Here is a 15718-nt window from a genome sequence, read left to right as displayed (position 1 = left end):
CCTCATTTACTCATGTAATCCGGTCCTCGACTATCTTTTACCTCGAACTCAAGCCCATCACTGGGTTATGCAAGAGCTCTAATGTATTTCGTTTTCCATTTCTTCTGCTTCTATATCTTTCATAGTTAAACGAATTCGGCCTTGTCTATCTATTTCTAGTACTTTAACTTTGACAATTTGACCTTCGCTCAATACATCACTTACTTGCTCAACACGCTCATTAGAAATTTGCGAAATATGCACTAAACCATCACGACCAGGTAATACGTTAACAAACGCACCAAAATCGGTCAATTTAACAATTGCACCTTCATAAGTACGACCCACTTCCACTTCTGCTGTTACTTTTTTAATACGTTCTATTGCATTTTGGCAAGCCTGTAAATCAGATGTCGAGATCCGAACGACACCATCATCACTAATATCGATTAAGGTTCCCGTTTCTTCAGTAATAGCGCGAATTGTCGCCCCACCTTTCCCAATTAAATCCCTTATTTTATCAGGATTTATCTTCAAAGTTGTTATACGAGGTGCATAAGGAGAAACTTCAATACGCGGTTCAGCTAGAGTTTCTTGCATAATGTTTAATATATGAAAACGACCTTCTTTAGCTTGATCTAATGCCACCCGTAAAATTTCTTCTGTAATTCCGTCAATTTTAATATCCATTTGTAATGCAGTGACGCCTTCTATGGTACCTGCAACCTTAAAATCCATATCTCCTAAATGATCTTCATCACCTAAAATATCGGTTAACACCGCAAACTGTTCGCCTTCTTTTATTAGTCCCATGGCGATACCCGCTACATGTTTCTTTAAAGGCACACCAGCATCCATTAAAGCTATACTTGCGCCACAGACTGTTGCCATAGAGCTAGAACCGTTTGATTCGGTAATTTCAGAAACAACACGTAGTACATAAGGAAAATCTGATTCGCTTGGTAATACTGCACGTAAAGCACGTTTCGCTAAATTACCATGTCCAATTTCACGTCGTTTAGGGCTTCCCATTTGACCGGTTTCGCCCACGCAATAGGGAGGAAAGTTATAGTGAAGCATAAACGTTTCACGTCCTTCTCCATCTAAGCCTTCTACCGTTTGTGCATCTCTATCCGTGCCTAAAGTAGTCACCACTAATGCTTGAGTCTCGCCTCTAGTGAATAAAGCCGAACCATGTGTACGTGGTAAAAATCCTGGCTGAATAGTAATAGGACGAACGGTTATCCTGTCACGTCCATCAATACGTGATTTACCTGACAAAATACGACCACGTACTATTTTCTCTTCTAAATTTGCTAGGAACAACTGAATAGCTTTCGCGGTAATTCCTTTTTCTTCAGCTAGCCATTTAGCAACAAAACTCTCCTTTAATTTATCTAACTTCATTTTACGCTCAAGTTTTTCTGGAACTTGATAGGCCTCGATTAACGAGGCTTCAATAGATTGAATCATCTCTTGCTCTACATTTATATCCAAGAGAGACGTTGAAGGTTTAACATCCCAAGCCTGCTTGCCAGCATCTGCAGCAAGTTCTTTTATAGCCTGAATAACACCCTGCATTTGTTGATGTCCAAATAAAATAGCATTCAACATAATTTCTTCTGGAAGTTCAGCCGCTTGAGATTCCACCATTAAGACGGCTTTGTCTGTTCCTGCAACTACTAAGTCTAAATCTGATGTTTCAAGCTGTTTGAAACTTGGATTTAAAATGTACTGTCCGTCCGAATACCCTACTCTTACAGCGGCTATAGGGCCTTTAAATGGAAGACCTGATAAAGATAAAGCAGCAGAAGCGCCAATTAATGCAAGTATATCTGCATTAATAGCTGGATCTGAGGATAAAACAGTCGCAACAATTTGCACTTCATTATGAAAATCATCAGGAAATAGGGGACGAACAGATCTATCAATTAAACGCGAAGTTAAAACTTCTTTTTCAGTGGGTCGCCCTTCTCGTTTAAAATAACCTCCTGGAATTTGTCCAGCTGCAAAGAAGCGCTCTAGATATTGCACAATCAATGGAAAAAAGTCTTTTTCTTCGCCAGCATGTTGTTTGACGACAACTGTCACTAAAACTCTTATGTCACCCAATTTCACCTCAACAGCTGCAGTAGCTTGCCGCGCGATGTGACCTATTTTTAAAATAAGTTTTTGTGGACCAAACTGCACAATTTTCTCTATAGTTGTCACGCTTACATTCCCTCAAAAAAAACAAATGGGCGCAAATTACCGCCCATTGGTACGAATAAAATGTCTTCAACGATGGGCTGAAGAGTATAAATCCCGGACTTAACCACGCAAGCCGAGTTGTTTAATCAGCGTCAAATAACCCTGTAAATTAACGCCTTTGAAATATTTTAATAATTTACGACGCAAAGCTACTTTCTTTAATAAACCTTGTCGTGAATGATTATCCTTCTTATGCACTTGAAAATGGCCATTTAGCTGTTCAATAGCTCCAGATAATAAAGCAATCTGAACCTCTGGGGATCCTGTATCACCCGGAGAACGTTGATATTTAGCCAATATTTCATTTTTAGCCAACATAAAACCTTTTACCTCTTATAAATGAACCCGCTATTCTATGCATAATCCCTGCAACTGACAAGGAATATTTTCTCAAATTATCTTTAACCTAGTTAAATATCGATAATCTTCCCAATTACAGGAGTCTCCATTAAATTGTCAGTAAAATACTTACTTTTAATTTTTATATTATCCTAATGTATCAAAAGACTTTTAAAAAGTTTCAATTTACTTTGAAAAATAAAAAATCCCTAACGGGATTATATCTTATACAAAAATTTACTGCCTTCAGCTGGCACGATAAATCATATCATTATTTAGCATAAACGCTCTGTCATGTTAGAATACCCACCCGCCGCTGACAGCTATTTTGGACTCGTTTGTCAGCGTTGGAAATTATCAGCATGGACAGGTAAAATTACCGCTAATTAATAAGTGAAAATGATATGAAAACTACTAGTAGCATGAGCAAAATTCTTAAAGGATTAATGGGTGAGTTAGGAATTAATGAATCGGAACTAGCGCGACGCACCGGGGTAGGTCAACCTGTAGTACATCGAATTTGCTCTGGAGAAACCGATAATCCCAAAGTCGCTACTTTGAGCCCGATTGCCAATTTTTTCGCTATCTCTATCAGTCAACTCATTGGCGATGAACCCATATCAGCTGATCGGATTCCAGGCACTTTTAATCCTGACGCCCAAGGTTGGCGGCAAATTCCATTGCTTAGCTGGCCGCAAGTGCTACATTGGCCTAATCTCACTGAAAAATTAGCACCCTTACCAACGGTTTCTACTGATATCGACATGAGTCAGCATGCTTATGCGGTTTCTGCTAGAGATACTACTATGGAACCTCGTTTTCCAGAAGGCACCATACTACTTATCGATCCTGATCTAAAACCAAATAGTCTTGATTTTGCTATTGTTCACATTGAAGGACATGATTTACCTAATTTCAAACAAATTTTAATTGATGGCGGACATACCATTCTTAAACCTCTCAATACTGATTTCAAAACTTTGCTATTAGATAAGCCTCATCGATTTTTAGGGGTCATGGTCCAATCAAGAATGGATTTTAAAAAGAAAAAATAAACTTCTTTGGGCGTATTGATAATTGTAACTAATGTGAATAGGGTCACGACAGTAAAGTGCTCATCGTCATTGCGAGCGCGTAGCGCGGCAATCCATTGGAAAACTTAATTTTTTGTGGATGGCCGCGGCCTCACTGACGTTTCGACCTCGCCATGACGGACTGTTTTTTAATTTTTATACTGTGATCTAAATTGTCATGAATCAAAAAAAGCGTACAGCAATTTTTCAACGTTTTCACACTGATAATCCCCACCCAACAACAGAGTTAGTTTATTCCTCACCTTTTGAGCTATTGATTGCGGTTATTCTTTCCGCGCAGGCAACCGATAAATCAGTTAATCAGGCAACGCAAACATTATTCGTTAAAGCAAATACACCAAAAAAAATAGCCGGATTGGGTTTAACTGGTTTAAAAAAGTATATAAAAACTATCGGCTTATATAATACTAAGGCAAAAAATATCATAAAAACCTGTAAAATTTTGCTGGAGCAATATCAGGGAAAAGTTCCTAGTAATCGTGAAGCACTAGAAAGTCTACCCGGCGTTGGACGTAAAACAGCTAATGTCATTCTTAATACTGTTTTTCATCAACCCACCATTGCCGTTGATACGCATATTTTTCGAGTGTGTAACAGGACGGGTCTCGCACCTGGAAAAACCCCTTTGGCCGTTGAGAAAACCTTATTAAAAGTCGTTCCCAAAAAGTATTTAAAAAACGCTCATCATTGGTTAGTGTTACATGGGCGCTATACTTGTTTAGCTCGTAAACCCAAATGTCCTGAGTGTATCATCCAAGATCTTTGCGAATATCCCCACAAAACTGTACTCAAATAAATCAAACCTTGTAAACCTTACTGTTTTGTGAGCACTTAGCGTCTCTAAGTACCCGTATTTAAAATCCCTTTTAGAATTTCTTCAACACCAAGATCACGTAAATTCTGTGCGGCTAAAAATCCAATTTTTTCTGCATCGGCAATAGAACCTTGCTTTTCAACTTTAATGAGTTTTGTGCCTTCTAGATTTCCTACTAGAGCCCGCAAATTCAATTGGCCGTAACCCAGTGTAGTTGCATAAGCCGCTATAGGCACTTGGCAGCTGCCTCCGAGTTCTCGGCTTAAAGCTCGTTCAGCTAACACACAATAATAGGTATCCGGATCAGTCAATTTAGAAATAGTTGCTATGCTTTCTTCATCATCTGCGCGGCACTCAATTCCTAAAGCACCTTGCCCTGGCGCAGGCAAAAAACAAGTGGTTTCTAAATATTCGCTAATACAATCTGTTTTTTTTAAACGTATTAGTCCTGCGGCTGCTAAAATTATTGCGTCAAATTCGCCTGCAGCCAATTTGTCCAGACGCGTTCCTACATTTCCCCGTAATACTTTCACTTGTAAATCTGGACGCAAAGCCAATAATTGCGATTGGCGCCGTAAACTTGAAGTTCCTATATAAGATCCAGACGATAATTGTATTAAAGGTTGCGCAAATCTTGAAATTAATACATCACGAGGATCTTCTCGCTTGCAAATGGCCGCTAATACTAAACCTGTTTCTAAATCCATCGGCAGATCTTTCATGGAATGAACGGCTATATCTGCCTGATGATTAAGCAAAGCTCCTTCTAATTCTTTAACAAACAAACCTTTACCACCTAATTTACTTAAAGAACTATTTTGCTGTCGGTCACCTTCTGTAAGCAAAGGAAGCAGACTGATGGTTAAATATGGAAATAGTATCTCCAATTGTTCTTTAATGGTATTGGCTTGCCAATAGGCTAAGGGACTTTTTCGAGTAGCAATACGTAAAAATTTTTTCTTATCCAAAACTCGCCCCAAGTATTAAAAATTTTGTAATTGAGTTTTGATAAGCTGATCTTTTCTTTCCCATAGCTCATTCAGTTTTTTTTGAAAGTATATTCGATATTGACGATCATTTTCATAATCACCCAACCAGTCTTTTGTGATAGGTATTGCTTCTACATCAACAATTATTTTTTCTATATTTCCTGATAAGAAATCTAACAAGCTGGCCTGATGAGGGGGATAAATAATGGTGACATTAAGAATTTTATGAAAAAAATCACCCAAAACAGCAAGACTAAAAGCCATACCCGCTGCTTTGGGGCGGAGTAAATGTTCATAAGGCGATGCTTGTAATTCTCTTTTTTTCTGTGAGAATCGAGTACCTTCAACAAAATTAGTAACGGTAGTGGGTGTCATTTTGAATTTAGCGCTAGCTTTTTTAGTTTCTTCAATATCCTTATCTTTAAGTTCTGGATGTTTGCTTAGTTTGGCTTTGCTATATCGACGCATAAATGGAAAATCTAATAACCAACATGCCCAACTTGCTATCGGCAAAGTCCAAAGTAACTCTCTTTTTAGAAAAAATTTCAAAGGGGGAATTTTACCGCTAAAAATAGACTGCAAAATAAGTATATCTGCCCAGGACTGATGATTAGAAATGAGTAAATACCATTCTTTATAATGTAGTTGATCTAATCCTTTTATCTCCCATTTAATATGAGTTATCCATTTTAAAAGAAAATAATTACTGCGTAACCAAACCGCATGTAAAAGCTCCATTAATTTTTTGGTAAGTTGTCGCCATTTTTTCCAAGGAATAATAAATCGCAACAAACCTACTATCGCTAACGGAACAAACCAAACAGTAAGAATAATGAGATATAAAGCCGCCGTGAGCCCAGCTCTTAAGAACTTAAACAAATTATTCATAAATATATTTCGCACATTTCAGATTAATTCTCAGTGTGCATATACTTTTCGCATATTTTTTTGAATTAATTTACCTACTCTAAAAAACCTAGATTTTATTGAAAAGTAAATTGGTACGATCGACTAAATTACGCCATATACCGCCTTTTGATAAACTTTCTAAAGCAATAAGCGGCGCTGAGGCAATAGATTTATCGTTTAATACCACATCGATTTGACCAATGACCTCACCTTTTTTAATCGGCGCTTTTAAATTCGGTGTAAAAGTCATGGTCGTTGCGGGTTTTTTATTTGAACCAAGTGGAAGCGTTGCATAGAGATCTTGCGCTACACCAACTTTAATTTGCGGACGTTGGGCAAACCAAATCCTAGTGGTGGCCAAATTAACCCCTGCGTTATATAACTTATGTGATTCAAAAAAACGAAACCCATACGTCAGTAATTTTTGGCTATCTTGTGCGCGCATTTCATCAGTAGGGGCTCCCATAACGATGGTAATTAAACGCAAACCGTTTTTTTGACCTGAAGCAGCCAAACAAAAACCTGCTTCATTGGTATGGCCTGTTTTAATTCCATCCACATCGGGATCACGCCATAGTAAGCGATTACGATTGGGTTGTTTAATTCCGTTGTAAGAAAACCATTTTTGCGAATACCATTTATAGTCTTCAGGAAAATCAAGGATTAATGCGCGCGCTAAAATGGACATATCACGTGCAGTGGAGTAATGGCTAGGATCGGGTAATCCATCTACATCAACAAAATGAGTGTTGCTCATACCCAATCTTGCTGCTTGCTGATTCATTAAATTAACAAAAGACTCCTGACTTCCCGCAACATATTCGGCCATGGCCACACAGGCATCATTACCTGAATCAACTATCATACCTTGCATTAAGTCTTGCACACTGACTTTATCACCAACCTTAACAAACATTTTAGAGCCGCCTGTTTTCCAAGCAGCTTCGCTAATGGTTACTAAATCAGCGGGATGTATATGCCCTTGTTGCAAAGCCATAGACACAACATAAGAAGTCATCATTTTAGTTAAGCTGGCAGGAGCGACGCGCTCATCAATATTTTCACTTGCTAAAACTTTACCGCTATAGGCATCCATTAATAGGTATGCTTTAGCATTTACGCTAGGAGCAATCGGTGTCAATGTAGGTTGTGCAGCAGCGGGAGCTGTTATTGGTATCACTGGATCAGCTTTGCATACTGAGCCGAATAACCCCACTATTAAGAATATGAGAGTAAAACACAGTGAATATCGCTTAAACATGATGTAAACGCCTTATACAGTTTAGAACTATGTGAGTATACTAATATTAGTTTTTAATATAAGTCCAGATAAAAAGAGCCTATAAATCATTTTAGTGATTTAATAATATACTGCAAATACTTGATTATTTATAGGATAATAACTATTCCACCAAAAATTTCTTTCACTGTCTCTTTCGCCTTTAAACTTTATTTTCGCTCTGGTTTACGGTAAAGTGCGACTGGTTTAATCGCTGCTTTCGTTAGGAAATTTGAAGGTAAGGTATAAAAAATGAGTAAACACTTAAGAATATCAGAATCTACCAACTCCTTCTTCCAAAATGCAGTACTTAGCACTATCTTTGTTTTTAAGTCCAACATTTATCAAATAGGCTCGATATTTGAAAAAATTCTTGCTCCAATTTTGTTTCCGCTTGTTATTATACCCGATGCCATAGCGAGTTTGTTTGCTCTTTATCATTTTGCCAGCGCTAAAAATAAAAATCTAGGTAAAACCTTTGATTTAATTCATGCTCCAATTAAAACCGCATTAGTTTTCACTGCTGTCTTTGCTGGGCTTAGTCTCATTTTCGTACAAGGTTTATTTCTAACTGCCGTCGGCTCCAGTGTCGTCTACCATCTGGGCTTATCGATTCTACATGCTTATCATTGGCTGAAATCAGAAAAAAATTCACCCTCTCTAGCACTGCATAGAAGTCATACAATAAATAATTTTATTGCAAGCACTATAGGTGGGATAGTCATTGCGGGTATTATTTTAACCATGGTGGTAGCTCCTTATTTGGCTGTAACTATTTTAGCAGCGGCAGGTATAACAGCCGCTACGCTGCTTATGCTAACAACTATTTTTGCAATTTATAGAAACTTTAAGAATCCTCCTGTCTATCCAACTATCGATCCTGTCCTAAGCGATGAAAACTCTGAAAATTTTGAGGATTCAGATTCATTACTTGCATCATTCTCTGATGAAGAATTATCTATCCTCTCAAAAAATCAAAATTCTAACTATTATCACCGTGAATTTCGTTGGTCAAAATTAACTGGCAACCAAGAAGAAAATAAAACCTTTCTTCTTGAAGAAATTGAAAGTAAAAAGTGCCGTCTTCAACAACAAATAACAAGCTCCAGAAACAGCTTTTTTGAACGTTTTTGGCCTGAAGAACCAAAACGCCAAGCTAAAATTGATTTCCTGGGTGCACTTGAAACAAAAATAACCTCAAATGATAGGAGTGAATTATCCATTCCAAATCAGGCATGCCAATCGTTTTTTAGAGCAGTAGGCGATACGGAAGATTTATTCCAAGCTACAAAAGAATATTTTCAATACGCTCAAGGATAATTTGTAAGCTTTTTCATTACAAATATATCTTGTTATATTTTAGTATAGAATAAGTGATTATTTTCCCAGAAAATCAGAAAACCACATAAAATAATGCTTTATAAGACATTTCTAGGCTTATAGACTTTACTTATCGTCTCATATTAGGTATTTATTTAACCTAATATGAGAATAAAAATAAGATTGGCTGTAGCTTGCTTGGCGCTAGTAAATATCCTTTTTATCCCTTTGGGATATGCAGAATATCCTCGCGTGGCTTACCAAATACAGGGCCTCAATCCAGACCTTATGGGTCCTATTCAACAACGTCTGGATAGTAGCCTGCAAGGCTTAGTCGACCCGTCCAATGAAGATGTTCAATTCTGGTATCAACATTCTGTCTCTGAGATTAAACAATCATTGGCAGCTTATGGGTATTTCAAGCCATCTATTAAACACTCATTAAAAAAAATCAACGCTAATTGGAATGCTAGCTATCAAATTTCTGTAGGTCCTCTGTTAAAAATCACGACTTTAAAAATTTCAGTTGACAATCGAAAAGCAGATCCAAAAATAACAAAATTAATATCTGATTTTCCTCTACATCGAGGTGATATCTTTAATAGTGAAGTTTATGAAGAAGCAAAGCAAAAATTACTCGCTAAGATTGTTGCAAAAGCTTACCTTTCTGCTTATTTTTCAAAACATACCATTTTAATTAACCGACAAGCTTACACAGCTAAGCTCATCCTTACTTTAAATATCGGCCCACGTTATTATTTTGGTCCTATTACTTTCCAGCAATCGATACTCAATAATAGTCTATTACAACGTTATATCCCTTTTAAATTGGGTGATCCTTATTCTTCAACTAAACTTTTAAAACTACAAGATAATTTAAACAAAAGTGGATATTTTCAAAACGTTTCGATTCCTGATGCGCCTATCAACAAACAAAATCAAAATTTACCCATTGATTTTATATTAACACCGCGTCCATCTCAGCAATATTTAGCAGGGATAGGTTATGGTACGGATGTAGGTATTCGTGGAAAGCTAGGCTGGGAATCTCGTTATCTAAATAAAGCCGGTCACCGCTTAAATATTTTATCTCAGCTATCTAAAATACAGAATAGCCTACAAACAACTTACACTATCCCTGGAAAACATCCCAATACTGACAATTACAATATTAATTTTGCTATCGTCAGAAAAGAACTTACTCAAGTAATTACAACCACGCAACAAATAGGCATAGGCAGCGTGGATAAATGGAAAGGCTGGCAACGCAATTTATTTTTAAACTATCAAATTGAACGTTTCAACTATCTCAATCAACCTAAGACTAACTCACATCTATTAACTCCAGGTATAAATTTATCCTATAGCAAATTTGATAACCCGCTTTTTGCATTACATGGCTATCAGTTAGATCTCAGATTACAGGGGGCAGATAGAAATTTATTATCTAATACCAGTTTTTTACAAACACAAATACAAGGGAAATATATACTGAGCTGGGATGATAACAGTCGCTTACTGTTTCGCGGTAATGTCGGTTATACACTAACTCCTAGTCTGGAAAATTTTCCTCCTTCTTTGCTTTTTTATGCGGGAGGAAGCCAAAGTGTACGTGGATATGCATATCAATCCTTAGGCCCCGCACGTTATTTAATGTCAGGAAGTGTCGAATATCAGCATCGACTTATTAATAATTTTTATGGCGCTGTTTTTTTTGATGCTGGAAATGCCGTTAATAATTTTCCCATTAATTTGAAAAAAGGAACGGGTATTGGCTTGGTTTGGGCTTCTCCCTTAGGGCCTATGGAAATTACCGCAGGTAAAGCCTTGGATCTTCCTGGACGCCCCATAAGATTTCAATTTACCATGGGGTTTGATTTCTTATGATAAATAACAAGAAATTATTTTTGGTGAGCTGGTTGTTGAGAAGCTTATTAGCCAGTGTTTTTTTATTAAGTAGTTATATAGTTCTTAACACAGAAAGAGGTTTAGAAACGGTTGTATTAATCGGAAAACAATTTCTGCCGGGCCAATTAAGAGTAAATGTTATACATGGACGGCTGTTAGGCCCAATACAACTAAAAGAATTAACTTATCAAAATAATAAAATTAACCTCACTATTTCTGAAGTGAAGTTTGAAGGTTATTGGCGCGATTTATTACAAGGAAAATTAAATTTAGGTCCAATTTATGTCGATAATTTAAATCTTTTTGTAAAACAGCAATCTAATCAAAAAAAATCCAATCCTTCTCAGAGAAAAAATTTTCAAATTCCTAAAATATTTCATTTTTTAAAATTCGATTCGGTTGTTATTCATCAAATGAATATTCAGTCGAACAACTTACACCTGGAATTACAAGGCTCCATTCAACAGCAATGGCACATTAATTGGCAGTTAGATATTAAAGATCCAACAAGCTATGTTCGCAATCTACAAGGCAAAGTAGCTTTACAAGGGTCAATAAACGGAATTTTCCAACAGCCTGAATTTAACCTGATTTTTAAGAAAACAAATCTGGAATGGAAAGAATGGCAAGTCGAACAAATTCAGGCTGAACTGAATATAGACACTAAAAATAAAAAATGGCTTTTTAATATAGCTGCTGCTCAGCTCAGTAATACATCATTTCAGCTTGCACCTCTACAATTAAACTTATCTGGATCTTTATCACCATTTTCTTTACGAGGAAATTTATCTGAATTTAAACTAAATAGATTAGTTCAAAATGAACAGTTTCCAAAAATAATAATTCCTAATACACAAATTAATAGTCATGTATCGAAATATGGATTAGAAACTTCACTACAAACATTTAAAGGAAATACGAACCAATTATTTGCTTACCTATTACTACCGAATTATCAAGCACGCTCGTGGCTGAGAGCCACACAACCGGTACATGCTAGCATTGATTTAAACTTTAAAGATTTAAATTTTTTGAGCCAATTATTTCCTGATGTTAAACATAATAAAGGAAATTTTTATACTCAATTGAAAATTTCAGGTTTAATAAATAAGCCTCTATTTAATCTAACGCTTAATCTTCAGCAAGCTAGCTTAGATATTCCTGATTTAGGACTTAATTTAAAAAATATAAACTATCAGTTACACACCCATAAGAATAATTTAATAGGCACTGGCCAAATTCAATCTGGAAAGGGATCCTTAGAGCTTCAAACTACAACCGATCTATTAAAACCAAATTTACCGACATTAATCGATTTACAAGGAAAAGATGTCACTATAATTCATAATCCAGAATATCAAATTACTGCTACGCCAAAATTAAAAATTCATGCCGATATTCAACAAATTGAAACGGATGGTTATATCTTATTTCCAAAAGCTAGAATTAAAATTAATCCTAAAAATAATAATTTAATTGAATTGTCTAATGACATAGTGTTTGTGGGGGATAAGAAAAAAACTTTTACTTTCCCTTTTGTTTTGAAAAATACTATTAAATTAGAAGCCGGTGATGATATTCATTTGCAATATCAAGGACTCAACACTAAATTAAAGGGTTCACTTACAATAAATCAAGATTCGGATCATCCATTATTAGCCACAGGACAACTAAAGCTTTTTCCAGGTGAATATAGCTATTATGGTCAAAGCTTAAAATTAAAACCTAATGCTTCATTAAATTTCGCCAATACACCCATTAATAATCCTGTAGTAAATATTACGGCCAGTCGAAATATTTTAATCTTGCCTGTATCTACTGCTGATACCTCTACCGATATTAAATCTAAGCTTGGCTCGAGTAATTTTATTCAATCCGCAATGTCTTCTTCTCAATCTATACCGACTCAGTTAGAAGTGGGCCTACATGTGAGAGGGACACTACAAAATCCTCATATCATTCTATTCGCCGATCCTTCTAATATTATTAGATCGCAATTAGATATGCTTTCCTATTTAATTACCGGCCAAGCCAGCAATCAACTAAGTGCCGCAAGTACACAATTATTATTAAATGCTGCTGCCAATTTAGGGAGTGAAAAAAATAATATTGGTCAGCTTATTAGCAAAGTGCAACAGGAAATAGGTTTAGATCAATTAACTATCGGGTCTAAACCCATCTTTAATCCCACTACCAATAGCTTACAACAGAATACTTCATTGATAGTCGGCAAAAATCTTTCACCTAAACTTAATGTATCTTATAGCCTAGGCTTGCTGGATCAAATCAGTATTTTAGAAATAAATTATCTTTTAAATAAAAATTTTTCGTTACAAACTACCAGTAGCAACTTCGCTAATGGCTTAGACTTACTTTATAAACTTGAAAAGCATTAGAAAGCATCCTCTTAACGATTACAGGCTAAACGATACATCAAGATGGCTGCTTTCTGTGTCTGTATAGGCAATGACTTAATGTCCAATGTTTCTTTTTCTGAATGCGCCCCCGTACCAACAGGGCCTAAACCATCTAAATTAGCTTGCGTAATCGCGGCAATATGAGAAATATCAGCGGCTCCCCGCAAGCCCGGATCTAGAGGCGAGACGTGCCCGTAACCCAGGCTAATACTAATTGCACTATATTTTTTAAGTAGTTCAATATTATTAGCAGTGGGGGGCATACTTGGAATTCCTTCCTGAAAACTAACGCTCCCAGTAGCACTGGATAAATGTTGCTTGACTATCTTCGCGATATGCTCTTTTGCGCTAATCTCTTGTTGAGGAGATATAAAGCGTAAATCGCCTGTAGCCATTGCGGTTTTAGCAACAATATTATCTTTTCCATACGCTTCACCACCAAATTTATCGGCATTATAATTAACGTTAGTCCCACCTAATATAAGGCCAGGACTAAAAGATAAATCCTTTTCAGCACCCAGTTGATTACGCATCGTGTCAAGAATACGCGTTAATTCAAAAATAGCACCATAATCCGCTGGTTTTTTAAATATTCCCATTGAATGGCTACCATTACCTTGAGTATTTATCTGCCAATGAGCAACACCGCGGCGAGCAATGGTAACAGTATTTGGGAGCGTGGCCCATTCAAAACCTAAAGCAACATCACTATGCTGAGCTACTTTGAATAATGGTTCTCTCGAAATACTGGTGGGTTTTCCTGAATCCTCCTCATCTCCAGTCAGGACAATTGTAATATTCATATCACCTAAAACATTGGCATTCTGCAATGACTTTAAGGCATAAAGAATGACTACATCTCCGCCCTTATCATCAATTACACCGGGTCCAGTCGCTTTATCTCCGTGATGTTCAAATTTCTGAAATAGACTTTCTTTGGCAAACACTGTATCAAGATGCCCAATTATTAATATCCTTTTCCCTTTTATGCCTAGATGTTCTGCAACCAGAGTTCCGGCTCGTTGCATATAACTTGGTTCTTCAACCCAATAGGTCTTAAAATCAAGTTGCTCGAAGAGAGGCCTTAAAATTTCACCTATTTGATGAACACCAACAATATTAGCCGTACCACTATTGATATTGACCAATTTTTCTAATAATGAGAGTTGTTCTGATTGCTGTTTAGCAATGTAAGCTTTCACTTGGGTTTCTATGGGTGTTGCCTGAGCTTTTACTATTTGTGCAAAAAGTAACTGGGAACAGAAAATAATTAATAAAAATGCTTTCATATGATTTTATAATTGTAATAGTATGATAATAATAATTCATCGATTGATTGAAAAGTATAGTAGCTTATCAACAATTAATTGGGCAGCATCGAGCGGCTTGAATTGGGTTAACAGACTTTTTAACTGATCCAAATTCTTATAGCTTTCGAACAAGGTCTTAAGTAATTTCTCATCTGAAAATTCTTCAAAGTAAATAACCTTGCTTAAGCCTAGCTGAGCGAAATATTTTGCGTTGTCAATTTGATCTCCTCGGCTCGCTTCTTTTGATAAGGGTAACAAAATATTTGGCTTGTTTAAGGCGAATAACTCGTAAATGGATGTTGCACCCGCTCGACTAACCACTAAATCCGCACTCGCCAACACATCAGCAAATTCATCATGCAAATATTCGAATTGTTTATAATCTTTTATTTTACTAAACGCGGGATCAGTTTTATTTTTGCCGCAAATATGAATAACTTGAAATTTTTCTGTTAAAGGATTAATTAAACGACGAATGCTTTCGTTCACAATAATCGAGCCCAAACCACCACCCATGATTAATAAAACCGGCTTTAATTTATCTACAAAACCGCAAAATTCTAAACCTTTTTCTGGACTTCCACGTAGCAAAGCATCGCGAATAGGCATGCCGGTCAATAAAACTTTAGAAGTATTTTTAAAATACTTAACGGTCTCAGGAAATGTAATACAAATCAATTTTGCAAAAGGAAAGCTGAGACGATTGGCCAAACCTGGGGTTAAATCTGACTCGTGAATCACAACCGGAATGCCATTTAATTTAGCTGCGATAATGACAGGCAAAGCAACAAAACCACCTTTTGAAAAAATAACATCCGGCTTAATTTTTCGACAAATTAGGAAACTATGCGAAATACCTATCAACAATTGGAAAGGAGTTAATAGATTTTTCCATGTCCAATATCGATGTAATTTACCTGTAGTAATCGCAAAATAAGGGATTTTTAAAGGTTTAATAAGCGTATGTTCTATACCTTTTTTAGAACCGACGTAAAAGATATCAACACCTTTATTCCATAAAGCTGATATTAAAGGGAAACTTGGTGTAACATGCCCCGAAGATCCACCACCAGTAAAAATAATCTTAATTTTTTCTTTCATAACACAAAC

Annotated in this window: 12 protein-coding genes; 5 read left to right on the top strand and 7 right to left on the bottom strand. The window is 36.3% G+C overall.

Features of this window, described 5'->3' with window-relative positions:
• Positions 1-78: 78 nt before the first annotated feature.
• Together pnp and rpsO are read right to left on the bottom strand one after the other, a co-directional pair.
• The gene (gene pnp / locus AAHF87_RS05510; RefSeq protein ID WP_342147519.1) at positions 79-2190 is read right to left on the bottom strand and encodes a polyribonucleotide nucleotidyltransferase; all 2112 of its coding nucleotides are present in this window, start codon (positions 2188-2190) and stop codon (positions 79-81) included.
• 99 nt (positions 2191-2289) lie between these two features.
• The gene (gene rpsO, locus AAHF87_RS05505; protein WP_342147518.1) at positions 2290-2547 is read right to left on the bottom strand and encodes a 30S ribosomal protein S15; all 258 of its coding nucleotides are present in this window, start codon (positions 2545-2547) and stop codon (positions 2290-2292) included.
• Between the two features lie 425 nt (positions 2548-2972).
• Between rpsO and AAHF87_RS05500 the strand changes: the two genes are divergently transcribed.
• Together AAHF87_RS05500 and nth are read left to right on the top strand one after the other, a co-directional pair.
• Complete coding sequence (locus tag AAHF87_RS05500; protein WP_342147517.1) at positions 2973-3623, top strand: S24 family peptidase; 651 nt, start codon at positions 2973-2975, stop codon at positions 3621-3623.
• Between the two features lie 196 nt (positions 3624-3819).
• Complete coding sequence (gene nth / locus AAHF87_RS05495) at positions 3820-4458, top strand: endonuclease III (protein WP_342147516.1); 639 nt, start codon at positions 3820-3822, stop codon at positions 4456-4458.
• Positions 4459-4502: 44 nt separating this feature from the next.
• On the opposite strand, the gene hemC is transcribed toward nth, so the two are convergent.
• The 3 genes from hemC to AAHF87_RS05480 form a co-directional block, all read right to left on the bottom strand.
• Positions 4503-5444: a hydroxymethylbilane synthase gene (hemC, locus tag AAHF87_RS05490; RefSeq protein ID WP_342147515.1), complete on the bottom strand. Its 942-nt coding sequence runs from the start codon at positions 5442-5444 to the stop codon at positions 4503-4505.
• 15 nt (positions 5445-5459) lie between these two features.
• Complete coding sequence (locus tag AAHF87_RS05485) at positions 5460-6353, bottom strand: acyltransferase (RefSeq protein ID WP_342147514.1); 894 nt, start codon at positions 6351-6353, stop codon at positions 5460-5462.
• A gap of 88 nt (positions 6354-6441) precedes the next feature.
• Positions 6442-7635: a D-alanyl-D-alanine carboxypeptidase family protein gene (locus AAHF87_RS05480; RefSeq protein ID WP_342147513.1), complete on the bottom strand. Its 1194-nt coding sequence runs from the start codon at positions 7633-7635 to the stop codon at positions 6442-6444.
• Positions 7636-7905: 270 nt separating this feature from the next.
• Here AAHF87_RS05480 and AAHF87_RS05475 point away from each other — a divergent pair, with 270 nt between their 5' ends.
• The 3 genes from AAHF87_RS05475 (at position 7906) to AAHF87_RS05465 (ending at position 13277) form a co-directional block, all read left to right on the top strand.
• Entirely contained in the window at positions 7906-8973 is a 1068-nt protein-coding gene (locus AAHF87_RS05475; protein ID WP_342147512.1) for a hypothetical protein, read from the top strand.
• A 165-nt stretch (positions 8974-9138) separates the two neighbouring features.
• Positions 9139-10860 (top strand): autotransporter assembly complex family protein, encoded by a 1722-nt coding sequence (locus AAHF87_RS05470; RefSeq protein ID WP_342147511.1) that lies wholly within the window; start codon positions 9139-9141, stop codon positions 10858-10860.
• Positions 10857-13277 carry a translocation/assembly module TamB domain-containing protein gene (locus AAHF87_RS05465; protein WP_342147510.1) on the top strand — a complete coding sequence of 807 codons (2421 nt, stop codon included), beginning with the start codon at positions 10857-10859 and terminating at the stop codon, positions 13275-13277. The genes AAHF87_RS05470 and AAHF87_RS05465 overlap by 4 nt, the downstream gene beginning before the upstream one ends.
• A gap of 11 nt (positions 13278-13288) precedes the next feature.
• On the opposite strand, the gene AAHF87_RS05460 is transcribed toward AAHF87_RS05465, so the two are convergent.
• Both AAHF87_RS05460 and AAHF87_RS05455 read right to left on the bottom strand, forming a co-directional pair.
• A complete protein-coding gene (locus tag AAHF87_RS05460; protein WP_342147509.1) occupies positions 13289-14587 on the bottom strand; it encodes a M20/M25/M40 family metallo-hydrolase in 1299 nt (432 codons plus the stop codon).
• Between the two features lie 36 nt (positions 14588-14623).
• Complete coding sequence (locus AAHF87_RS05455) at positions 14624-15709, bottom strand: undecaprenyldiphospho-muramoylpentapeptide beta-N-acetylglucosaminyltransferase (protein WP_342147508.1); 1086 nt, start codon at positions 15707-15709, stop codon at positions 14624-14626.
• Positions 15710-15718 lie beyond the last annotated feature (9 nt).

The sequence above is a fragment of the Rickettsiella endosymbiont of Aleochara curtula genome (assembly GCF_964030935.1).
GTDB lineage: Bacteria > Pseudomonadota > Gammaproteobacteria > Diplorickettsiales > Diplorickettsiaceae > Aquirickettsiella.
Note: the sequence above shows the minus strand (reverse complement) of the source record. Positions and strands in the feature narration are given on the sequence as shown.